The following is a 22,001-nucleotide window of genomic DNA, read 5'->3' as shown; positions in this document are numbered from 1 at the left end:
CGACCGGCACCGCACGCCGGGCTGCTGCCGGACATGACCATCAGTCCAGGTGGCGCACCATGAACACGTCCACCGGATCCTCGGACTCGACCGTGAACCCGTGCCGCTCGTACAGCTGTTGGGCCCGACTGCCCTGCAGCACGTTCAACCGGACGAGGACACCGCGGCGGTCACACCGCTCCAGCAGCTCGCGCAGCACGCCCGAACCGATACCGCTGCCCTGAAGGTGCGGGGCCAGGTAGAAGTGCTCCAGCCAGTGGGCGTCCTCGGCCGGTCGCAGCGCCACGCAGCCGGCGAACACACCGCCCACCTCGATCACCCAGGTGTGGGCCGGGTCGAATCCGTTCCGCAGCCGCTGCCGCACCCGCTGCTCGTCGTACCGCCCGAGCCGTTCCAGATCCGCCCGCAGCACCACGGCACGCAACTCGGCCACCGCCTCGACGTCCGACGCCGACGCCTGCCGAACATCCCAGTCCGCCATGATCGCCACGCTACCGGGCAGGCAAAGGCAGTGGACACAGATCGCGCGAGCGGCAGACTGGCCCCATGACCGCATCGGATCCCAAGGCAGACCTCCACTTCTACCTGCAGTCCGCCCGCGATGCCGTGCTCTGGAAGCTCGAAGGACTCTCGGAGTACGACATCCGCCGCCCGCGGACGCCGACCGGCACGAACCTGCTGGGCCTGGTGAAACACGTGGCCACCGTGGAACTGGGCTACCTCGGCGACACCTTCGGACGGCCGTCCGGCGAGCCGCTGCCCTGGCTCGAAGACGCGGCTCGGACCAACGGGGACATGTGGGCCACCGCCGACGAGTCACGCGAGTACATCGTGCAGCTCTACCGCCGGGCGTGGGCGCACGCGGACGCGACGATCGACGCGCTGCCGCTGGACACGGTCGGCAAGGTGCCGTGGTGGCCGGCCGACAGAAACGAAGTGACGCTGCATCATGCCGTGGTGCGCGTGATCGCCGACACGCACCGGCACGCCGGGCAGGCCGACATCGTCCGGGAACTCACGGACGGTGCCGTCGGGATGAACAAGGGCAACGACAGCATGCCGCCGGGCGACGCGGCGTGGTGGGAGAACTATCGAGACCAGCTGGAACGCGCAGCTCAGGAAGCCGACCGGCACGAGTGACGTCGGCGGCCGACCCCCGGGTGACCCGCATTCCGCTACGGGCGGGCCACCCGGTAATCCCTACGCGGTGTGCTCCACGAACCGCCGGGCGGTCTCCGCCAACACCTCCCGTCCGTCCCGGGCCCACAGCTCCTCGTTGAACAGCTCGACCTCGATGGGGCCGGTGTACCCGGCCGCCTCGACGTAGCCCTTCCACTCCCGCATGTCGATCGCACCGTCGCCGATCTGACCGCGGCCGTTGAGGACACCCTCCGGCAACGGGGTGGTCCAGTCGGCGAGTTGGAAGGTGTGGATACGGCCGCCGGCGCCCGCGCGGGCGATCTGCGCGGGAGCGGTGTCGTCCCACCAGATGTGGTACGTGTCCACCGTGACCCCGACCTGGTGCGCGGGGAAGCGTTCCGCGAGGTCCAGGGCCTGGGCGAGGGTGGAGACCACGCAGCGGTCGGCTGCGTACATCGGGTGCAGCGGCTCGATGGCCAGGCGTACGCCGTGGGACTCGGCGTACGGGCCCAGCTCCGCCAGCGCGTCCGCGATGCGCTCCCGGGCGCCGTGCAGGTCCTTGGAGCCGGGCGGCAGGCCGCCGGAGACCAGGACGAGGGTGTCGGTGCCGAGGGTGGCGGCCTCGTCGACGGCGCGGCGGTTGTCGGCCAGGGCGTGGGCACGCTCGTCCGGGTCGATCGCGGTGAAAAAGCCGCCACGGCACAGCGTCGTCACCGTCAGGCCCGCGTCCCGGACCAGTTTCGCCGTCGCCTCCAGGCCGTACGACCGGACCGGCTCGCGCCACAGGCCCACCCCGGGGACCTCCAGCTCGACGCACGCCTCGACCAGTTCCGGCATCGACAGCTGCTTCACCGTCATCTGGTTGATGGAGAAGCGGGAGAGGTCACCGGTCACTGGGTCACTCCGTACAGTGCGAGCAGGTTCTTCATCCGGTCCTTCGCCAGCCTCGGGTCCGGGAACAGGCCCAGGCCGTCGGCGAGTTCGTAGGCGCGGGCGAAGTGCGGGAGGGAGCGGGCCGACTGCAGGCCGCCGACCATCGTGAAGTGGGACTGGTGGCCGGCCAGCCAGGCCAGGAAGACCACGCCGGTCTTGTAGAAGCGGGTCGGGGCCTGGAAGAGGTGGCGGGACAACTCGACGGTCGGGTCGAGGAGTTCACGGAAGCCCTTGACATCACCCGTGTCCAGGACCCGTACCGCCTCGGCCGCCAGCGGCCCCAGCGGGTCGAAGATGCCGAGCAGGGCGTGGCTGAAGCCCTGCTCGTCGCCCGCGATCAGCTCGGGGTAGTTGAAGTCGTCGCCCGTGTAGCAGCGGACGCCGTCCGGGAGGCGGCGGCGCAGGTCGATCTCCCGCTGGGCGTCCAGAAGGGAGACCTTGATGCCGTCCACCTTGTCGGGGTGGGCGGCGATGACCTCCAGAAACGTCTCGGTCGCCGCGTCGAGGTCGCCCGACCCCCAGTAGCCCTCCAGCGCCGGGTCGAACATCGGGCCCAGCCAGTGCAGGATCACCGGCTCGGCGCACTGGCGCAGGAGGTGGCCGTAGACCTCCAGGTAGTCCTCGGGGCCCCGGGCCGCCGCCGCGAGTGCCCGGGACGCCATGAGGATGGCCTGCGCGCCCGACTCCTCGACGAGCGCGAGCTGCTCCTCGTAGGCCGCCCGGACCTCGGTGAGGGATGCCGGGCCGGTGATCTGGTCGGTGCCGACGCCGCAGGCGATACGTCCGCCCACGCCACGGGCCTCCGCCGCCGACCGGCGGATCAGCTCCGCCGCGCCCGCCCAGTCCAGGCCCAACCCCCGCTGGGCGGTGTCCATCGCCTCGGCGACGCCGAGCCCGTGGGACCACAGGTGGCGGCGGAAGGCGAGGGTGGCGTCCCAGTCGACGGCGGCCGGTGAGTCGGGGGTGACGTCGGCGAACGGATCGGCGACCACGTGGGCCGCGGAGAAGACCGTGCGGGAGGAGAAACCCGCGCCGGGAGTGAGCGCGAGAGGTTCGGTGCGGGGCTCGTAGGTCCGCAACTCGCCGGAGGTGTCAGGGAGTCGGATGGTCACAGCGCGATCTCCGGTACGTCGATACGGCGGCCCTCGGCCGTGGACTTGAGGCCCAGCTCGGCGAGCTGGACGCCACGGGCGCCGGCGAGCAGGTCCCAGTGGTAGGGGGCGTCGGCGTAGACGTGCTTGAGGAACAGCTCCCACTGGGCCTTGAAGCCGTTGTCGAACTCGGCGTTGTCCGGCACCTCCTGCCACTGGTCGCGGAAGGAGTACGTGGCCGGGATGTCCGGATTCCAGACCGGCTTGGGGGTGGCGCTGCGGTGCTGGACGCGGCAGTTGCGCAGGCCGGCGACCGCCGAGCCCTCCGTGCCGTCCACCTGGAACTCGACCAGCTCGTCGCGGTTGACGCGCACGGCCCACGACGAGTTGATCTGGGCGATCGCGCCGCCCTCCAGCTCGAAGATGCCGTACGCGGCGTCGTCGGCGGTGGCGTCGTAGGGCTTGCCGTTCTCGTCCCAGCGCTGCGGGATGTGGGTGGCGGTCAGGGCCTGGACGGACCGCACCCGGCCGAACAGTTCGTGCAGGACGTACTCCCAGTGCGGGAACATGTCGACGACGATGCCGCCGCCGTCCTCGGCGCGGTAGTTCCAGGAGGGGCGCTGGGCGGGCTGCCAGTCGCCCTCGAAGACCCAGTAGCCGAACTCGCCGCGCACGGACAGGATCCGGCCGAAGAAGCCGCCGTCGATGAGCCGCTTGAGCTTCAGCAGGCCCGGGAGGAAGAGCTTGTCCTGGACGACGCCGTGCTTGATGCCCTTCCCGGCCGCCAGGCGGGCCAGCTCCAGGGCACCCTCGAGTCCGGTGGCCGTGGGCTTCTCCGTGTAGATGTGCTTTCCGGCCGCGATCGCCTTCTTGATGGCCTCCTCGCGGGCCGAGGTGACCTGGGCGTCGAAGTAGATGTCCACGGTGTCGTCGGCGAGGACAGCGTCCACGTCCGTGGAGAGGTGTTCCAGGCCGTGCCTCTCGGCGAGTGCCTTCAGGGCGTGCTCGCGGCGGCCGAGGAGGATCGGTTCCGGCCACAGCACGGTGCCGTCGCCGAGGTCGAGGCCGCCCTGTTCGCGGATGGCCAGGATGGAGCGGACGAGGTGCTGGCGGTAGCCCATGCGCCCGGTCACACCGTTCATGGCGATACGCACCGTCTTGCGTGTCACGTCGTTCCCTTCGTGGGCGTCTGGTCCGCCCCGTTGAGCGTCTGGATTCCCTGGATTCACTGAGGTCACCGGTGCTACTGGTAAGCCGCACAGCAAGCGCTTTCTATCTAGTGAGAAGCTAGCCTCTGACCAGTGGTCGAGACAAGGCCGTGACCGTCCCGAGTTGTTCGAGGGGGCGAACAAGCGGGGTGCTGGGCCTTATGGTCTGGACGAAACCGTGGCCAGTGCACTGCACGTGTATGACGACGTACGAGCACCGCACGTGTATGACGACGTACGACAAGACGCGCGACCGGAGGACGACGAGATGACGGTGACCCTGGCGGACGTGGCGGCCCGCGCGCAGGTCTCGCCCGCGACGGTGTCGCGCGTGCTGAACGGGAACTACCCGGTGGCCGCCTCCACCCGGGAGCGGGTGCTCAAGGCGGTCGACGAGCTGGACTACGTGCTCAACGGCCCTGCCAGCGCGCTCGCCGCCGCGACCTCCGACCTGGTCGGGATCCTGGTCAACGACATCGCCGACCCCTTCTTCGGGATCATGGCGAGCGCGATCCAGTCCGAGATCGGCGGGCCGGGCGGGCGCGCGGGCGGTGAGCGGCTGGCCGTCGTCTGCAACACGGGCGGCTCCCCGGAGCGCGAGCTGACCTACCTCACCCTGCTCCAGCGGCAGCGGGCCGCGGCGGTCGTCCTGACCGGCGGCGCGATCGAGGACGCCTCGCATGTGGCGGCGGTGTCCGCGAAGCTGCGGAAACTGGCGGACGCCGGGACGCGGGTGGTGCTGTGCGGCCGGCCGCCGGCGCCGGACACCCAGGCGGTCGCGCTGACCTTCGACAACCGGGGAGGGGGCCGGCAGCTGACCGAGCACCTGATCGGCCTCGGCCACCGGCGGCTCGGCTACATCGCGGGCCCGGAGGAGCGCACCACCACCCGCCACCGCCTGGAGGGGCATCGGGCGGCGCTGGAGGCGGCGGGAATCCAGGAGGACCCGCGCTGGACGGTCCACGGCCACTACGACCGCCGGTCCGGCTACGAGGCCACCCTGGAGCTGCTGCGCCGGGACCCGTCCCTGACGGCCGTCGTCGCCGCGAACGACTCCGTCGCGCTGGGGGCGTGCGCGGCGCTGCGGGAGTCGGGGCTGCGGATCCCGGCGGACGTCTCGGTGGCCGGCTTCGACGACCTGCCGTTCAGCATCGACGCGGTGCCTTCGCTGACGACGGTGCGGCTGCCGCTCGCGCAGGCGGGGGCGCGGGCCGGGCGGATCGCCATGGGGCGGGAGGAGCCGCCGCCCGGGGGGATTGCGACGGTGCGGGGGGAGTTGATGGTGCGGGGGTCTTCGGGGGTGCCGCGGGGGTGAGGCGTGCCGCCCCGGGGAAGGGGCGGCTTTCCAGCCAGGTCACCTCGATGGCGCAGGAGGACGGCGAGGGGGATGGGCCTGCGACTTTCCCCGTGCCTTCTATGACAGAAGCCGGCGACGGGCGGACTTGGCCGACTGAAAGGCAGCGCCTAGCGGAAGGCCGCGACAGCCTCGGCCTGCTGCCGGGGCGTGACGAGGGCGGGACCGGTCAACTCGTAGGCCTGCCCCGCATGTCGGCCTCCATCGCGCAGCGCCGCCGCGGCGACCTCGGCGATGTCGTCCGGGTCGATGACGGGCAGCCCGACATCACCGAACGGCGCGGCGACGGTCCGCCGGATACGGATCGACTCGGCCCAGGCGTAGGTGTTGGAGGCGAAGCCGCCGGGCCGCAGGACGGTCCACTCCAGCCCGGACTGCCATACCGCGTCCTCGATGGCCCGGGCGACCTCCCCGTGCGAGGCCGATCCGGGCCGGGTCGCGACCCCTTGGGAGGACAGCAGCACGATCCGCCGCACACCGCCCGCCTTGGCGACGTCCACGAGGTCCCGGGGGCTGAGCAGGTGCGCACTGGGCCCCCGTTCTGCAGGAACAGCGCGTCGGCGCCGTCGAGGACCGGCCGCAGGCTCTCCGCGTCGACGAGATCCGCCGGTCGCCGCAGCACCGTCTGAGGCAGATCCGCGTCGGCGATCCTGCGCGAGGTCGCGGTCACCGGCTCGCCGGCCGCGGCCAGGATCCGTACGAGCGAACGTCCCACATTGCCGGTCGCACCCGTCACTACGATCATGTCCAACTCCCGTGTTTGGCAGCGCATTTGAATCTGCTGAAAGGGCCCCGGAGGCCGGCTCTCCGGGCGATGGAAGGACGCTAACACCGTCGGTATAGTAGGTACCTATAGGAAAGTGGCTACCCCAGGGGGATGCGCATGGCGCCCGACACGACGACCCGGACGCCGACCGGGGCCACCGAACCGGAACTCGCCTGCCCGATCAGTCCGGTCGTGGACATCGTCTTCAGCCGCTGGACCACACCGATCCTGTGGACGCTCCACACCCACGGCCGGCAGCGCTTCGTCGAACTGGAGCGGCGCATCGCGAAGATCACGCCCAAGGTGCTGACGCAGCGGTTGCGGCAACTGGAGCGCGACGGCCTGATCGTGCGCACGTACCACCCGGAGGTCCCCCCTCGGGTCGAGTACGAGATCAGCGAACTCGGCCGCAGCCTCGCCCCGCTCTTCGCGCACCTGGCCGAATGGGCCGCCGAGAACCTGGACAGGGTCGAACAGGCCCGGCACGACTACGACACAGAACCGGCTGCCCGCTAGCGCGTCTGCGTGGGGTTCGATTCGGGAGTCGCGTCCTTGACCTCAAGTCCACTTGACGTACGACCGTTCCTGATCAGTGAGCAGGAGTGAGTCTTGGACCCACTGCCCGACACTGCGCGCATCCCGAACGGTTTTGGGTGCGCTGGTCGCCCGCGTTCCTTGGTGTCTTCCTGTCCGGGCGCGTGGCTCCTGGCCACGGTCCGTGACGAGGCGGCGGGTTCCCTCACGCCCAGGGGCACACCGGTCGGCCTGGATGGTCCGATGCCCCTGTTCATCACTCCGGTGAGCAGGGGGCGGTGCCGTCCGTCGCCGGATCGGGTGCCCTTGGGCGCGCCTGCCGATCGCGATGCTCGCGGCATCGTGACGGGTGGTCTTCCTGTTCTTCGAAGCGAGGGGTTTCTGCCAGTGCTGGGCGCCCCACTTCGAGGTGTAGGCCGGGTCGACCGCGATGATGCTGATGCCGGTCTGGTCGGCCATCGAGGTGAGCCGGGCGCGGAGCCTGCCGGTGGGCATGCCGGAGATCAACTGGCGGAACCGCTTCTTGCGGCCGTGCTTCTCGCGGGTCTTCTCCGCCGCGAAGTCGAGGTCCTCGATGGCGATCGCGGCCACACCGCAGGCTGTCGCCCAGTGCAGCAGCCGGGACAGGGCATGCCGTACTTGTGCGTCACGGTGCTGCGTGGTGCCGGACAGCTCGTAGGAGAAGCGGCGGGGCTGGCCGGTCGGGTTGCCGTGGGTGTCCAGGCGCCAGGCGGCCAGGTGATCGGCGTTGGTGTCCACCCCGATCACCCCGTGGGCGAGCGCGGCTTGGAGCGGAATCGTCTTGGCGGGCGGGATCTGCCAGGCGGCGGTCAGGTACCAGCGCCCGCGCACCGTGTCGTAGTGGATGCGGTAGGCGACGGCCCGGTTGGCCTCGACGCGGTCGGCCCACTCGGTGCCCCGGTGGGCGAAGCGGACCGTGCCGGTGAGGACGTACCGGCCGTGCGGGGCGTTCGCCAGGTTCTTCAGCGGAGCGGGCAGCTTGATGCTCAGCCGACCGTCGGGGGCGATGCGGAGGGTCTCGTTGCCGTACCGCTTGCCGGACTCGCCGTCGGCCTGCAGGAACCAGCGCCCGCACTCCCACCGCCGACGCCACTCGGCTTCGGTCAGCTGCCCGGCTGCTTCCAGGTGGTGGCGGGCGCGGGCCAGGCGCTTGCCGCCGCGCACCACGTGCACAATCCCGGCCTTGTGGTCGGCCCGTTCCCGCTCCAGCCGGTCCTCCAGGACGCGAAGGCGGCGGGACTTGGCGAACCACTCCTGACGGGAGCGGTAGCCGCCCGGAGCGTTCTTGGATCCCTTCTGCCCGACTGGTTGCGCCAGCCGGTGCGCGATCGTGGCGACACCGGCCTCCAGGCTGTGGATGTGGGCGAGCTGGCAGCGGCGGGCCAGCGCCCACTGGTCGTGCGACGCCTTGGTGATCGCCCCGCCCCAGCGCGAAGACGCAGCTGGCGTCAGCGCGCGCTTCCTGGCCGCCCAGGTCTCGGTGGAGTGCTCCAGACCGTCCGCGCAGCGCGTCTTGAGGTCCCGCGACGCCAGCGAACCCAGATGCGCGCCGACCATCGCAAGAACCTTCTCGTCCTGCGCGGTGAGGTGCTTGATCCGGGTACGGATCGCCACTCCGGACGGGCCGGACGCAACGAACGGCTCGGCGACCTTCCGCAGCCCGCTCATCCCTCACCCCCGGCCCGGCTCCGCCCCGACGATCTCCTCCTCCATCCAACGAAGCCCGACCGCAGAGGTCACGCATTCGACGTCAGGATTTCCGTTCGCATCCCGAGCCGCTCTGGCGGACACGCGGGTCACGGCAACGACTGCTCGCACTCACTCTCGCTCACCAGAACACGCTTGAGCACACTTCAGCGGCCGCAGTTCCACACCCTCTCCCCATGACTGATCACAACAGCACCATGGACGTCCACACCCTCGTCCATCGCCTCTTCCGCGCCCTGGACGCCCGTGACTTCACCCCCGGCTGGATGGACGCCCTCCTCACCGCCGACGCCCGCATGGAGACGCCCCTCGGGACCACCGAGGGGGCGGAGGCCGAGCGGGCCGCGAAGGAGGCGCTCGGGCGGTACGCGCGGACGCAGCACGTCGCCTCGGGGATCCTCGCCGACATGGACGCCGGGGCGGGCCGGGGCAGCGTCTCCTGGAACGCGCTGATGTTCCATGTGCACGAGGACGACTCGGTGTTCACGGTCGGCGGGATCTACGGGGGCGACCTGCGCCGCACCTCGGACGGCTGGCGCTTCAGCCGGATCTCGGTGCGGGCCGTGTGGACGCAGGGACGGCCGCCGGTGTTGCCGGACGCCGAAGCTCGAGCTGTTTCTTGATCACTACTGAATGAGGGATTCCGCAGCGAGGCTGGTGCCCGGCATCGCGGTGGACGCGGTGTCGCGCGATCTTTTCGCGGGGCGGCGATGAGTTTCCGGCGGGGCGTCGGTCTTCATCGGCGTCAGCTCAGGAACCGACGCAGGAGTGAGTGAGCCCTATGCGCATCGTGGTCACCGAGTTCATCAGCATCGACGGAGTCGTGCAGGCGCCCGGCGGGCCCGAGGAGGACACCGACGGCGGGTTCGCGCACGGCGGCTGGTCGCACCCGTACTTCGACCCGGAGGTGCTCGGCCCGGTCTTCGACGGGGGGCTGAGCAGGGCCGAGGCGCTGCTGTTCGGGCGGCGTACGTGGCAGACGATGGCCGCGGCGTGGCCCGAGCGGGCGGGCGACGACCCGTTCGCCGACCAGATGAACTCCCTCAAGAAGTACGTCGTTTCGAGCACCCTCACCGACGCCGACCTGACCTGGAACAACTCCACCCTCATCCCCGGCTGCGAGGCCGTGGCCCGGATCCGGGAGCTGCGCGCGGCCGAGGGCGGCGACCTGGCGATGATGGGCAGCCCCACGCTGGTCCGGACGCTGCTGAGCGAGGGTCTGGTGGACGAGCTCCAGCTGATCGTGATGCCGGTGCTGCTCGGCGGCGGCAAGTCGATCTTCCCGGAGGACGGCGGGAAGTGGCCGTTCGAGCTGGTCTCCACGGTCACCGGGAAGACGGGCGTGAACGTGTGCGTCTACCGGCCGGCCGCCGAGGGGTAGCCGCGGGGGCGCGGGAGTCCTACGCTCGACCCAACGGTATCTCTGACTGAGTCAACGATCCGGAGGGTCGACGATCATGATCGTCCAGGACATCCGCGCCTTCAACCGCTTCTACACCAACGTCATCGGCGCCCTCGACTACGGCCGCCACCTCTACGCCCCGTACACCCTCACCGAGGCCCGCGTCCTGTACGAGCTCGCGCACTCGGCGCGCACGGACGCCGCCGATCTGCGTGCCGAACTCCATCTGGACGCGGGGTACCTGAGCCGCATCCTGAACAGGTTCGAGAAGGACGGGCTGATCGAGCGCGGACCGTCGGAGAGGGATCCGCGCCGCCGCCGTATCACCCTCACCGCGCCCGGCCGGGAGGCGGCCGGTCTGCTCGACGAGCGGGCGCGGGAGACGGTCGGGGCGCTGCTGGCCACGGTGCCGCCGGACGACCGGCCGCGGCTCGTGGAGGCGATGCGGACGGTCCGTACGATCCTGGGCGGCGGCCGGACAGCGCGCCCCGAGGCCCCCGAGGACGTCGTGCTGCGTGATCCCGGCCCCGGCGACCTCGGCTGGATCGTGCAGCGCAACGGCGCACTGTATGCCGCCGAGTTCGGCTGGAACACCGACTACGAGGGGCTGGTGGCGAGGATCGTCGCCGACTTCGCTGAGGACCACGATCCGCACCTGGAGCGAGCGTGGATCGCCGAGCTGGCCGGGCGGCCGGTGGGGTGTGTGATGTGCGTACGGGACGAGGCGCCCGGCACGGCCCGGCTGCGGCTTCTGCTCGTCGAGCCGGACGCGCGCGGTCTCGGCATCGGGGACCGGCTCGTCACGGCGGTCGTGGACTTCGCGCGCGGTGTCGGCTACCGCGACCTGGTGCTGTGGACGAACGACGTCCTGACCGCCGCCCGGGGCATCTACCAGCGCCACGGCTTCGCCCTGGTCGCCGAGAAACCGCACCGTTCCTTCGGCAGGGACCTGGTCGGCCAGGACTGGCGGCTGGATCTGCGCGCGACACCGGATTGACTGCTCCCCTCCCTGAAGGAGGAAATTCCTGGCTCAGGCCGCCTCCTGGAGCAGCACTCCAGGAGGTCTCACGCCCTCGACACCAGCCGGGGCCAGACCAGCCCGGACGAGCATCACGCGGGCGGAGTTCTTGTCCCTGGGGGATGTGGCTCCGCACGCGGTGCAGGTGTAGGTACGTTCGGACAGCGGAAGTGCGTGCTTGGTTCTCGCTCCGCACGATGCGCAGTCCATGGTGGTATGCGCAGGGTGCACCAGGCGGACATCCCGCCCGTGCTTGCGGCCCATCTCGATCAGGGCCTGCTTGGTGGCGCCGATGGCAGCATCGGCGGCCTTGCGGGCCATGGTGGTCTTGGCAAGGAACTTCGGCCGGAAGTCCTCGACCGCGATGGCGTCGTGGTCGGTCACGACCTTCTTCGCCCACTTGCGGCCGGTGTCCTGCCGCTGCCGGGCAACCTTCTGGTACGCCTTCGCCCGCAGCTTCTTCGCCTCGCGATAGCCCCTGGAGGCTGCCTGCCCCTTGGCGGGCTTGCGGCGGGCCATCATGCGGTCGTACCGAGTCAGCTTCTCCATCGCCCGCTTGCCGTGTTCGGCGTGCGGGAGGTCGTGGGCATCGCTGGTAGTGGTCGCGGTCTCCTTCACACCCCAGTCCACGCCGAGCAGGCGGCCGGTCTCCGGGAGCGGCTGGACTTCGGCGGGAACGACGAACGAGGCGTACCAGTGCCCGACGCTGTCGCGGTACACGCGCACCGAGGAGGGCTCGGCGGGCAGGTCCCGCGACCAGACCACTGGCAGCACGATGTTCCCCGCCAGGTGCAGACGCCCATCCTTCAGCCGGAACCCGCGCTTGGTGTAGTTCAGCGTGGGCAGCGCCTCGCGCTTCTTCTTATGCTTCGGCATCCCGGCCCGCTGCCTCTGAGGCAGGCGTTCCTTGATGTCCTTCAGCGCTTTCGCGCGGGACTTGCCGAAGTCCCGGATGATCTGCTGTTGCGGCACCGACGAGCCCTCGGCCAGCCACGGCGTCATCGCGCGGGCCTCGGTCAGCATCTTGTCCAGCCGGGCCGGGCCACATTTCTCGTTCTCGGTGTGGGCCTTCTTCGATCGGGCCACGCCAAGTCCGCCCGCAGGTCCCTCAACTCCGAGATCGTCTACCGCCTGGAGGGCGAGCGCGCCGCCACCGAGGCAGACGGCGAATCGCCCTGACGGCGATTCGCATTCCCTGCCCTGCTCCGCAGGAGTCCGATTCCTCCCCGACCTGATGGCCAGGGCATCCTCGGAGGTTCCCGGTGACGGGAAGGGCCGGTGTGTATGAAGCTGGGTACATGAAACTGGCGTTCTCCACCCTCGGTGTCCCCGGCCTCCCCGTACCGGAAGTGGCCCGGCTCGCGGCCGCGCACGGCTACCACGGCGTCGAGCTGCGCGCACACCCGGAGGAACCGGTCCACCCCGGCCTCGACCTCACCGCACGGGCCGACACGGTCGCCGAGTTCAAGGCGGCCGGCGTCGAGATCCTCGGCCTCGCCGGGTACGCGCGCGTGGCCGCGCCGGGCGACGACGAGCCCGTGCTCGCCGAGATCCGCGACCTCCTCGACCTGGCCCGCGACCTGGGTGCCCCGTACATCCGGGTCTTCCCCGGAGGCGGCCCGGACCAGGAGCCCGCCGAAGCGGACGCGACCGCCGCCCGCCGTCTGGGCACGGCCGCCGAGTACGCCGCCGACGCAGGCGTCCGCATCCTCCTCGAGACCCACGACTCGCACCGCACCGCCGCCGACGCGATCCGCGTCCTCGGCCAGGTCGGCCACCGCCAGGTCGGCGCTCTGTGGGACGTGATGCACACCTGGCTGGGCGGCGAGCAGCCCTCGGAGAGCTACGCGGCCCTGTCCCCCTACCTCGGCTACGTCCAGGTCAAGGACATCGCCTCCGCCACCGACACCACCCCGCTCCCCCTCGGCGCGGGCGTCCTCCCGCTCGCCGAGTGCGTCGAGATCCTCTCCCGGCACGGCTGGGACGGCTGGCTGTGCTGGGAGTACGAGAAGCGCTGGTACGAGGCGGCCGAGCCGCTTCCCGGCCTGCTGGACAAAGGCCGGGACCACCTCGGACGCCTCCTCAACGACTCGGCGTGACCGACCGCTGCTCCGGAGGGCCTCTGCGGCGGAGTGCCCGACTTCCCCTGAAACCGTGCGGAATGGGAACCCACCCCGCCCCGCCGTCGTCCAAGGGCCAGGCTGCCGGATGAGTCTCCTCGGTGCGGTGTCGGCCTCGCTGCTGGCTGCGAACGCTGACCACCCTCTCCGCCGCACCGCGGCCGGCGCCCCGCCGCCATCGGCGCGCCCCCCTCCCATGCGCCGATGGCGGCCCCTCGCCCCTTCCCTGTGCGTCCCCTTGACCGGCAGAAACTTCCCGGATATTGGTGACACTTTGGAAGTTTCCTTCAGCGGACCTCCTCCGGAAGGAGCGCACGTGCACCACACCAGCACGGGAAGCACGGGAAACACCGCGATCCCCTCCAGACGCACCGTCCTCGCCGCCACGGCGGGCGTGACCGCGGCCCTCACGGTCGGCCCCAGCGCCCACGCCCACACCCACGACGACCGCCACCTGCGCCGCCTCATCTCCCGTATGACATTGGAGGAGAAGGTCGGCCAGCTCTTCGTCTCCCGGATCTACGGCCACTCGGCGACCACCCCCGACCAGGCCGACATCGACGCCAACCTCAGGGAGTTCGGCGTGCGGACGGCCGCCGAGCTGATCGCCAAGTACCGGCTGGGCGGCGTCATCTACTTCGTCTGGGCGCACAACACCCGCGACCCGCACCAGATCGCCGACCTCTCCAACGGCATCCAGCGGGCGTCCCTCGCACTGCCGCGCGGGCTGCCCGCCCTCGTCTCCACCGACCAGGAGCACGGCATCGTCGCCCGCGTGGGCAAGCCGGCCACTCTGTTCCCCGGCGCGATGGCGATGGGCGCCGGCGGCTCGCGCTCCGACGCCCGTACGCTCGGCCGGATCGCGGGCGCGGAACTGCGCGCGATGGGCATCCAGCAGGACTACACGCCGGTCGCCGACGTGAACGTCAATCCTGCCAACCCGGTCATCGGTGTGCGCTCCTTCGGTGCGGACCCGGCCGCGGTGGCCGGCCTTGTCGCCGCCGAGGTCGCCGGATACCAGCGCTCGAAGGTCGCGGCGACCGCCAAGCACTTCCCCGGGCACGGCGACACCGAGGTCGACAGCCACTACGGCTTCCCCACCATCAAGCACACCCGGGAACAATGGGAGGCGCTGGACGCACCCCCCTTCCGCGCCGCGATCGAGGCCGGCATCGACTCCATCATGACCGCGCACATCCTGGTCCCCGCGCTGGACGACTCCGGTGACCCGGCCACCCTCTCCCGCCCCATCCTCACCGGCATCCTGCGCGAGCAGCTCGGCTACGACGGGGTCGTGGTCACCGACGCCCTCGACATGGCGGGCGTGCGGACGAAGTACGGCGACGACCGGGTGCCGGTGCTGGCGCTGAAGGCGGGCGTGGACCTGCTGCTCAACGCGCCCAAGCTGGACGTCGCCTGGAACGCGGTCCTGGGGGCGGTGCAGGACGGCGAACTGACCGAGGAGCGGCTCGACGAGTCGATCCTGCGGGTGCTGCGGTTGAAGGCGAAGCTGGGGCTGTTCGACGATCCGTACGTCGGCGCGCGCGGCGTCGACCGCACGGTGGGGACGAAGGCGCACCTGGCGGCGGCCGACCGGATCGCCGAGCGCACGACGACCCTGCTCGTCAACGGGGGGCGGCTGCTGCCGCTGTCCCGGCGCGAGCATCCCCGGCTGCTCGTCGTCGGCGCCGACCCGGCCTCGCCGTCGGGCACCACGGGCCCGCCCACCGGTGTGCTCGCGAGCGCCCTGACCGAGCTGGGCTTTGCGGCGACCGCCCTGTCGACCGGCATCAATCCGTCGGCGACGGCCATCGACCGGGCCGTGACGGCGGCCGGGGACGCGGACGCCGTGGTGGTCGGGACGTACAACGTCACGGCGAGCAGCGCGCAGAAGACGCTGGTCGAGCGGCTGCTGGCGACCGGGAAGCCGGTGGTCGCGGTGGCGGTCCGCAATCCGTACGACGTGGCCCAACTCCCCGGTGTGCGCGCCTACCTGGCCTCGTACTCGTGGACGGACGTCGAGCTGCGAGCGGCCGCCCGGGTGATCGCCGGGCGGGTGGAGCCGCGCGGGAAGCTGCCGGTGCCGGTGCAGCGGGCCGACGATCCGACGCGGGTGCTGTATCCCATCGGACACGGGCTGACGTACTAGCCGTCAATTGGACGTAGGACGCCGTACGCCGCACACCCGACGCACCACCCCCAACGTACGCAAAGCGCTCTGCTTGTCTGGCGTGGGCCCGCCGCGGCGGGTCACGCTGGACGGGGGTGGGGGGAATGACCATGCGTGGGAGAAGTGCGGTGGGGGTGGCTCTGCCGGTCCTGCTGGCGGTCGCACTGATGGGCTGTCAGGCGTCCGCGAACGGGGGGTCCGAGGACGATCCGCCGGGCGGTGAGGGTTCGACGTCGGCCTCGGCGATGCGGCCCTCCGGGTTCGGGGCGGTGTTCCTCACGGTCGACGAGTGCAGTTCCTTCGGTACGAGCAGCTTCACCGAGGTCTCCTGCACCAGTGAACGGGCGGCGGCGCGGGTCGTGGCGCGGCACGACGGCAGGGTGAGCGAGGGTCCCGCCTGCCCGGCGACCACCGACTTCGTGCTGCACATCAGCGAACAGCGCCCCTCGCACGACGAGGACGGTGACGGCGCGATCCCGCAGGGCTACGCCTGCATGCGCAAACTCCAGCCGCCGCACCCCGGCGACCCCGGCGGCGGGGGCGGCCCCCGCACCATCGTCGGCGACTGCGTCTACGACTCCGGCGACGGCCAGGTCCGGGAGACCGCGTGCAACGGCAGGGGCAAGCAGCAGCCGGAGTACGAGGTGACCGAGGCCGTCACCACACGCGGCGACTGCCCGGCGTCGACGGCCCTTTACGTCGAACTGGGCGGCGAGAACCCGGTGGGCTGCGCCCGCCCCTGGTGAGCCAGGAGGCGGGCGCAGCACCGACGTTACGGACGCAGCGTCCGCTCCGCGCCGCGCTTGTCCAGCTTCGCGTCGTACTTGGCCAGCGGCTTGGCCGCCGCCGGGTCCGACTGGACGGTGGCGGACGCGACGCCCGCCCACTTCAGGATCTTTGCCGTGGCGAGCGCCTTCTCGTCCGCGACGAGGCCGGCCACGTTGGCGCCGTGGTTGGCGCCGGGGGCGGTGAACACGTACGAGTCACGCGCGCCCTTGCCGAGGCGGAACGGCTCGGCACCCCACGGGTCGTTCTCGCCGTAGACGAAGAGCATCTGGTGCGCGTTGTGGCGGACCCAGCTGTCCACGTCCCGCATCACACCCGGCTGGAACCGCATCTCGATGTCCCGCGGCACGAAGTAGCGCGGCGGCAGGTAGCCGTAGCGGATGTACTTCTTCTCGATGTGCGGGAACCCGATCGTCGGCGCGCCCAGCTGGGTACCCGCCTGGTAGTAGTACGGCGTGTACGGCTCCAGGCCCTGGTCCGTGTAGAAGGAGAACCCGGCGATCGTGTCGATCGAGTTCCAGATCTCCTCGTCGGTGGCGTTCTTGGCGTCCGCGGGGATCGTGTCGCAGTCGGACAGCAGGCTGTACTGCCAGAAGCCCCACACGTAGTCGAGCACCGTGGCCTCGTAGGCCTTGTCGAGGCTGCCGACGGTGTTGAAGGTGTAGCCGTTCTCGGCCGCGTACGCCGCGTACTTCTTCTCCATCGGCTCCCGGCGCACGAGCGCCTCGCGCTGGACGCCGTTCAGACGGTCGCGGCACTCCTCGGTGCCGACGTGTCCGAAGAACTCGTCGTACGCCGAGTCCTCCTTGTTCACGACGTCGTTGGGGGCGACGTAGGCGACGACGCCGTCCATGTCGCGCGGGTAGAAGCGCTCGTAGTACGTGGCGGTCATGCCGCCCTTCGAACCGCCCGTGGAAATCCACTTCTTGTCGTAGATGGGCTTGAGCGCCTTGAAGATGCGGTGCTGGTCGCTGGCGGCCTGCCAGATGTCCAGCTTCGTCCAGTCGGCCGGGCTGGGCCGGGACGGGGTGAAGAAGCGGTACTCCATGGAGACCTGGTTGCCGTCCACGATCTGCGTCGGCTCGCGGCGGCTGGGGTTCGTGGAGACGTTGTAGCCGCCGGTGTAGAAGACCGTCGGGCGGGAGACGTCCTTGTGCAGCACGGTGATCCGCTGCTCGAACGTGCCCTTGGAGGGCCTGCGGTGGTCGATCGGCTGGGTGTAGTTGAGGACGAAGAAGCGGTAGCCGGTGTACGGCTTCTCCTCGACCAGCCGCATCCCCGGTATGGAGAGCAGCCTCTCCTTGATGTCGGTGGAGCCGTCGGCCTCCGGCTGAGCGGCGGTGGCCGCCCCCGCCGTGCTCAACGTGCCTATGAGCACGGTGAGCGCGAGCAGCCATCTGAGCGCCTTGCGCATGCACCCTCCCTGTGAGAACAGATGTGCGCCGGAAGCTATCGGAGCAACTCCGTTCACACCAGGGGGGTTTCAGGCACCCACGCCTGACCAGGGATTCAGCAGAGGATCCAGCCCGAACTCACCGAGCCCCCACTCACCGAGCCCTTGACCCACACGCACCGGTTCCCCACGTACACGAGCGGCGTGCTGATGCGGCGGGTGCGCTTGTCCTTGCGGACCACCGGGCGGTGGCCGCGCGCCTGCACGCTGACCGACATCGTCCGCTCGCGGCCGGGGTTCTTGGCCAGCGTGACGGCGCAGACGTAGCGGCCCTGTTTGTAGACGTGCACGGTGCCGGTGGAGAACGGGAGCGTCCTGACCTTGCGGCCGGTGCAGGAGGCGGCCGCCTGTGCCTCGGCCGGTGCCGCGAGTGCGAGCAGTCCGGACGCGGTCAGTACGGCCATGCCGAGCGCGAGTCCCCGCCGTATCCCTGTCGCTCCCCTGTCCACTTCGCCCGCCCCTCCCGTACCGCGACACATGGCGTACGGGTGTACGGACGCGCGACGTATGTCGGATGGTTGCACGACCGTCAATGGGACGCGCCGACCGGCTCCTCCGGCTCCGGTGCACCGACGAACGTCCGCCACAGTTCGGCGTACCGTCCACCGCGCGCCAGCAGTTCCTCGTGCGTGCCGTCCTCCACGACGCGGCCGTGGTCCATGACGACGACCCGGTCCGCGCGGGCGGCGGTGGTCAGCCGGTGCGCGACCACGAGGGTCGTACGGCGTCCTGCCAGCCGGTCCGTCGCCTGGTTGACCTGTGCCTCCGTCGCCAGGTCGAGTGCGGCCGTCGCCTCGTCGAGGAGCAGCACGTCCGGGTCGACCAGCTCGGCGCGGGCCAGCGCGATCAACTGCCGCTGCCCGGCGGAGAGGTTGCGGCCTCGCTCGGCGACCTCGTGCAGGTAGCCGCCCGTGAGCTGAGCGATCATCTCGTGTGCGCCGACCGCGCGGGCGGCCGCCTCGACCTCGGCGTCGGTGGCGTCCGGGCGGCCGTAGGCGATGGCGTCGCGGACGGTGCCCGGGAAGAGGTACGCCTCCTGCGGGACGACGCCGAGACGGTGCCGGTACGAGGTGAGGTCGAGGGCACGCAGGTCCTGGCCGTCGACGGTGACCCGGCCGCTGGTGGGGTCGTAGAACCGCGCCACCAGCTTGACGAGGGTCGACTTGCCCGCGCCGGTCTCGCCGACGAACGCGACGGTCTGCCCGGCGGGGACGGTGAGGTCGATGCCGCTGAGGGCCGCTTCGTGCTCGTCGGCGGACCCGTAGGCGAAGTGCACGTCCTCGAAGGCGATGTCGCCGCGCAGGGAGCGGACGTCGCGGGGCTCACCGGCCGGCTTCGTGGACGTCGGCTCCTGCAGCAGCTCCTGGATGCGGCCGAGCGAGACGGACGCCTGCTGGTAGCCGTCGAAGACCTGGGAGAGCTGCTGGACGGGGGCGAAGAACAGGTCGATGTACAGCAGGTACGCGACCAGCGCGCCCGCGGTCAGCGTGGCCGCCTCGACCCGCCCGGCACCCGCGATCAGCACCGCCGCCGCGGCGACCGACGACAGGAACTGCACGAACGGGAAGTACACGGAGATCAGCCACTGGCCGTGGATACGGGCCTGCCGGTAGCTGTCGCTGCGCTCCGCGAACCGCCGCCCGCCGTCCCGCTCACGCCGGAAGGCCTGCACGATCCGCAGCCCGGACACCGTCTCCTGAAGGTCGGCGTTGACCGACGACACGCGCTCACGGGCGAGTTCGTACGCCTTCACGCTCGCGCGGCGGAAGAAGTAGGTGGCGATGATCAGCGGGGGCAGCGTGGCGAACACGACCAGCGCGAGCTGCACGTCGATCACCAGCAGGGCGACCATGATGCCGAAGAAGGTGACGACCGAGACGAACGCCGTGACCAGGCCCGTCTGCAGGAACGTCGACAGGGCGTCGACGTCGGTCGTCATCCGGGTCATGATCCGGCCGGTCAGCTCCCGCTCGTAGTAGTCGAGTCCGAGCCGCTGGAGCTGGGCGAAGATCTTCAGCCGGAGCGAGTACAGCACGCGTTCGCCGGTCCGGCCGGTCATCCGTGTCTCGCCGATCTGCGCGCACCACTGCGCGAGCACCGCGAGCAGCGCCAGCAGCGAGGCCGCCCACACGGCACCGAGGGCCATCTGGGTCACGCCGCTGTCGATGCCGTGCCGGATCAGCACGGGCAGCAGCAGTCCCATGCCGGCGTCGACGGCGACGAGGCCGAGGCTGATCAGCAGGGGCAGTCCGAAGCCTCGCAGCAGCCGCTTCAGCCCGTACGACTCCTCCGGCCGGACCGCGCGCGCCTCGTCGACCTCGGGGGTGTCGGTGGCCGGGGGCAGGGCGTCGACCTGGGCGAGGAGTTCGGGGGTGGCGGGGGTCCCGGCGAGCGCGGTGTCCTTCGGCTCGCGGTCGCCGGTCCACAGGCGGGGGGTGACCCCGCGCTCGGCGTCGAACTCGGCGTCCAGTTCGTCCCGTACGGAGGTGTCCTCCGGCGGGACGGCGGGCTGGGCGTGGCCCGGGGAGACGCCGCCGAGTCCGTCGGGGTCGGTGAGCAGGCGGCGGTAGAGGGCCGAGCGCCGCTGGAGCTCCTCGTGGGTGCCGAGGTCGGCGAGGCGGCCGGCGTCGAGGACGGCGATGCGGTCGGCGAGGTTGAGGGTGGAGCGCCGGTGCGCGATGAGGAGCGTGGTCCGGCCCCGCATGACGTGCCCCAGCGCCTCGTGGATCTCGTGCTCGACGCGGGCGTCCACGGCGGAGGTGGCGTCGTCGAGGACGAGCAGGCGCGGGTCGGTGAGGATCGCGCGGGCGAGCGCGATGCGCTGGCGCTGGCCGCCGGAGAGGGTCAGGCCGTGCTCGCCGACCTTGGTGTCGTAGCCGTCGGGGAGCTCGGCGATGAAACGGTCCGCCTGGGCGGCGCGGGCGGCGTTCTCGATCTCCTCCTGGGTGGCGTCCGGGCGGCCGTACGCGATGTTGTTGCAGACGGTGTCGGAGAACAGGAACGAGTCCTCGGGGACCAGCCCGATCGCGGACCGGAGCGAGTCGAGGGTCAGCTCACGGACGTCGTGGCCGCCGACGAGGACGGCGCCGCGGGTGACGTCGTAGAAGCGCGAGAGGAGGAGGGAGACGGTCGACTTTCCGGAGCCGGAGGAGCCGACGACGGCGAGGGTCTCGCCGGGGCGGATCTCGAAGCTGAGCCCCTCGAGGACCGGCTTGGAGTCGTCGTAGGCGAAGGAGACGTCGTCGAACTCGACGGTCGCGGGGGCGTCGGCGGGGAGTTCCTTGGTGCCGTCGGCCAGCGAGGGCTCGGTGTCGATCAGCTCCAGGACGCGTTCGGTGCCGGCGCGGGCCTGCTGGGCGACGGTGAGAACCAGGGCCAGCATGCGGACCGGGCCGACGAGCTGGGCGAGATAGGTGGAGAAGGCGACGAACGTGCCGAGCGTGATGTGGCCACGCACGGCCAGCCAGCCGCCGAGCGCGAGCATCGCGACCTGGCCGAGCGCCGGGACGGCCTGCAGGGCCGGGGTGTACTTGCTGTTCAGACGGATGGTGCGCAGCCGCCCGGCGTACAGCTTCCGGCCGACCTCGCGCAGCTTGCCGGTCTCCTGGTCCTCCTGCCCGAATCCCTTCACCACGCGGACGCCGCTGACGGCACCGTCGACCACGCCCGCGACGGCGGCGGCCTGGGCCTGCGCGTACCAGGTGGCGGGGTGGAGCTTGGAGCGGGAGCGCTTCGCGATGAACCAGAGAGCGGGGGCCACGGCCAGGGCGACCAGCGTGAGCGGGAGCGACAGCCACGCCATGATCACGAGGGAGATCAGGAAGAGCAGGACGTTCCCGATGGTCATCGGGAGCATGAAGAGCAGGCCCTGGATCAGCTGAAGGTCGCTGGTGGCCCGGCCGACGACCTGGCCGGTGGACAGCTCGTCCTGACGGCGGCCGTCGAGCCGGGTGATCGTCCCGAACATGTCCGTCCGCAGGTCGTGCTGGACGTCGAGGGCGAGGCGGCCGCCGTAGAAGCGACGGATGTAGGTGAGGACGTAGACGAGCAGTGCGGCGCCGACGAGGGCGCCGGCCCAGGGGGCCATGCCCCGGGTCCGGTCGCCGATCACATCGTCGATGATCACCTTGGTGATCAGGGGGACCAGGGCCATGACGGCCATGCCGGCGAGCGAGGAGCCCAGGGCCAGGACGACGTCCTTGGGATATCGCCAGGCGTAACCCCACAGTCTCCGTGCCCATCCCCGTTGCGGTGCCACGCCGGTGCCCTCCTGCAGATCTGATCTTCCGGAAGGCACC

The 22,001-nt window shown here is 70.9% G+C and carries 18 protein-coding genes and 1 pseudogene; 9 read left to right on the top strand and 10 right to left on the bottom strand.

All coding sequences use genetic code 11. From position 1 onward, the window contains the following. Positions 1 to 40: 40 nt before the first annotated feature. A complete protein-coding gene (locus ACKTSN_RS30270; RefSeq protein ID WP_409472004.1) occupies positions 41 to 481 on the bottom strand; it encodes a GNAT family N-acetyltransferase in 441 nt (146 codons plus the stop codon). Between the two features lie 65 nt (positions 482 to 546). On the opposite strand from ACKTSN_RS30270, the gene ACKTSN_RS30265 reads away from it, so the two are divergent. Continuing rightward, the gene (locus tag ACKTSN_RS30265) at positions 547 to 1,140 is read left to right on the top strand and encodes a DinB family protein (RefSeq protein ID WP_409472003.1); all 594 of its coding nucleotides are present in this window, start codon (positions 547 to 549) and stop codon (positions 1,138 to 1,140) included. A gap of 60 nt (positions 1,141 to 1,200) precedes the next feature. Here ACKTSN_RS30265 and ACKTSN_RS30260 read toward each other — a convergent pair whose 3' ends face one another. Genes ACKTSN_RS30260 through ACKTSN_RS30250 form a run of 3 tightly spaced genes read right to left on the bottom strand, consistent with a single transcriptional unit; the run spans position 1,201 to position 4,333 of the window. Continuing rightward, positions 1,201 to 1,998 (bottom strand): sugar phosphate isomerase/epimerase family protein, encoded by a 798-nt coding sequence (locus ACKTSN_RS30260; protein WP_409474962.1) that lies wholly within the window; start codon positions 1,996 to 1,998, stop codon positions 1,201 to 1,203. Positions 1,999 to 2,030: 32 nt separating this feature from the next. Then, on the bottom strand, positions 2,031 to 3,185 hold the full coding sequence (locus tag ACKTSN_RS30255; protein WP_409472002.1) for a dihydrodipicolinate synthase family protein: 1,155 nt from the start codon (positions 3,183 to 3,185) through the stop codon (positions 2,031 to 2,033). After that, positions 3,182 to 4,333, bottom strand: a complete 1,152-nt coding sequence (locus ACKTSN_RS30250; protein ID WP_409472001.1) for a Gfo/Idh/MocA family protein — start codon at positions 4,331 to 4,333, stop codon at positions 3,182 to 3,184. Before ACKTSN_RS30250 ends, ACKTSN_RS30255 begins: the two co-directional genes overlap by 4 nt. Positions 4,334 to 4,640: 307 nt before the next feature. On the opposite strand from ACKTSN_RS30250, the gene ACKTSN_RS30245 reads away from it, so the two are divergent. Then, entirely contained in the window at positions 4,641 to 5,687 is a 1,047-nt protein-coding gene (locus tag ACKTSN_RS30245) for a LacI family DNA-binding transcriptional regulator (RefSeq protein ID WP_409474961.1), read from the top strand. A gap of 161 nt (positions 5,688 to 5,848) precedes the next feature. On the opposite strand, the pseudogene ACKTSN_RS30240 reads toward ACKTSN_RS30245, so the two are convergent. Beyond that, a pseudogene (locus ACKTSN_RS30240) lies at positions 5,849 to 6,471 on the bottom strand (SDR family oxidoreductase); the annotation flags it as partial. A gap of 132 nt (positions 6,472 to 6,603) precedes the next feature. On the opposite strand from ACKTSN_RS30240, the gene ACKTSN_RS30235 reads away from it, so the two are divergent. Further along, entirely contained in the window at positions 6,604 to 7,008 is a 405-nt protein-coding gene (locus tag ACKTSN_RS30235) for a winged helix-turn-helix transcriptional regulator (RefSeq protein WP_409472000.1), read from the top strand. Positions 7,009 to 7,050: 42 nt separating this feature from the next. On the opposite strand, the gene ACKTSN_RS30230 is transcribed toward ACKTSN_RS30235, so the two are convergent. After that, positions 7,051 to 8,715, bottom strand: coding sequence for an IS200/IS605 family accessory protein TnpB-related protein (locus ACKTSN_RS30230; protein WP_409471999.1), 1,665 nt, complete (start codon positions 8,713 to 8,715; stop codon positions 7,051 to 7,053). A gap of 215 nt (positions 8,716 to 8,930) precedes the next feature. Here ACKTSN_RS30230 and ACKTSN_RS30225 point away from each other — a divergent pair, with 215 nt between their 5' ends. The 3 genes from ACKTSN_RS30225 to ACKTSN_RS30215 all read left to right on the top strand — a co-directional run bounded on the left by ACKTSN_RS30225 (position 8,931) and on the right by ACKTSN_RS30215 (position 11,153). Then, a complete protein-coding gene (locus ACKTSN_RS30225; protein WP_409471998.1) occupies positions 8,931 to 9,377 on the top strand; it encodes a nuclear transport factor 2 family protein in 447 nt (148 codons plus the stop codon). 158 nt (positions 9,378 to 9,535) lie between these two features. Then, positions 9,536 to 10,135, top strand: a complete 600-nt coding sequence (locus ACKTSN_RS30220; RefSeq protein WP_409471997.1) for a dihydrofolate reductase family protein — start codon at positions 9,536 to 9,538, stop codon at positions 10,133 to 10,135. A 76-nt stretch (positions 10,136 to 10,211) separates the two neighbouring features. After that, positions 10,212 to 11,153: a bifunctional helix-turn-helix transcriptional regulator/GNAT family N-acetyltransferase gene (locus ACKTSN_RS30215; protein ID WP_409471996.1), complete on the top strand. Its 942-nt coding sequence runs from the start codon at positions 10,212 to 10,214 to the stop codon at positions 11,151 to 11,153. 33 nt (positions 11,154 to 11,186) lie between these two features. Here the strand turns inward: ACKTSN_RS30215 and ACKTSN_RS30210 are convergent, their stop codons facing one another. Further along, positions 11,187 to 12,260 (bottom strand): RNA-guided endonuclease InsQ/TnpB family protein, encoded by a 1,074-nt coding sequence (locus tag ACKTSN_RS30210; RefSeq protein ID WP_409471995.1) that lies wholly within the window; start codon positions 12,258 to 12,260, stop codon positions 11,187 to 11,189. Positions 12,261 to 12,472: 212 nt separating this feature from the next. On the opposite strand from ACKTSN_RS30210, the gene ACKTSN_RS30205 reads away from it, so the two are divergent. The 3 genes from ACKTSN_RS30205 (at position 12,473) to ACKTSN_RS30195 (ending at position 16,210) form a co-directional block, all read left to right on the top strand. Next, the gene (locus ACKTSN_RS30205) at positions 12,473 to 13,273 is read left to right on the top strand and encodes a sugar phosphate isomerase/epimerase family protein (protein ID WP_409471994.1); all 801 of its coding nucleotides are present in this window, start codon (positions 12,473 to 12,475) and stop codon (positions 13,271 to 13,273) included. A 337-nt stretch (positions 13,274 to 13,610) separates the two neighbouring features. After that, positions 13,611 to 15,443, top strand: a complete 1,833-nt coding sequence (locus tag ACKTSN_RS30200; protein WP_409471993.1) for a glycoside hydrolase family 3 protein — start codon at positions 13,611 to 13,613, stop codon at positions 15,441 to 15,443. Between the two features lie 131 nt (positions 15,444 to 15,574). Beyond that, the gene (locus tag ACKTSN_RS30195; protein WP_409471992.1) at positions 15,575 to 16,210 is read left to right on the top strand and encodes a hypothetical protein; all 636 of its coding nucleotides are present in this window, start codon (positions 15,575 to 15,577) and stop codon (positions 16,208 to 16,210) included. 26 nt (positions 16,211 to 16,236) lie between these two features. On the opposite strand, the gene ACKTSN_RS30190 is transcribed toward ACKTSN_RS30195, so the two are convergent. From ACKTSN_RS30190 to ACKTSN_RS30180, 3 genes are all read right to left on the bottom strand, one after another. Next, complete coding sequence (locus tag ACKTSN_RS30190) at positions 16,237 to 17,664, bottom strand: S28 family serine protease (RefSeq protein WP_409471991.1); 1,428 nt, start codon at positions 17,662 to 17,664, stop codon at positions 16,237 to 16,239. Between the two features lie 95 nt (positions 17,665 to 17,759). Then, positions 17,760 to 18,107 carry a hypothetical protein gene (locus ACKTSN_RS30185; RefSeq protein WP_263494093.1) on the bottom strand — a complete coding sequence of 116 codons (348 nt, stop codon included), beginning with the start codon at positions 18,105 to 18,107 and terminating at the stop codon, positions 17,760 to 17,762. 125 nt (positions 18,108 to 18,232) lie between these two features. Next, positions 18,233 to 21,961 carry an ABC transporter ATP-binding protein gene (locus tag ACKTSN_RS30180; RefSeq protein ID WP_409471990.1) on the bottom strand — a complete coding sequence of 1,243 codons (3,729 nt, stop codon included), beginning with the start codon at positions 21,959 to 21,961 and terminating at the stop codon, positions 18,233 to 18,235. Between the last annotated feature and the right edge of the window lie 40 nt (positions 21,962 to 22,001).

It is taken from the genome of Streptomyces flavusporus (assembly GCF_046267975.1).
GTDB classification, from domain to species: Bacteria; Actinomycetota; Actinomycetes; order Streptomycetales; family Streptomycetaceae; genus Streptomyces; species Streptomyces flavusporus.
Note: the sequence above shows the minus strand (reverse complement) of the source record. Positions and strands in the feature narration are given on the sequence as shown.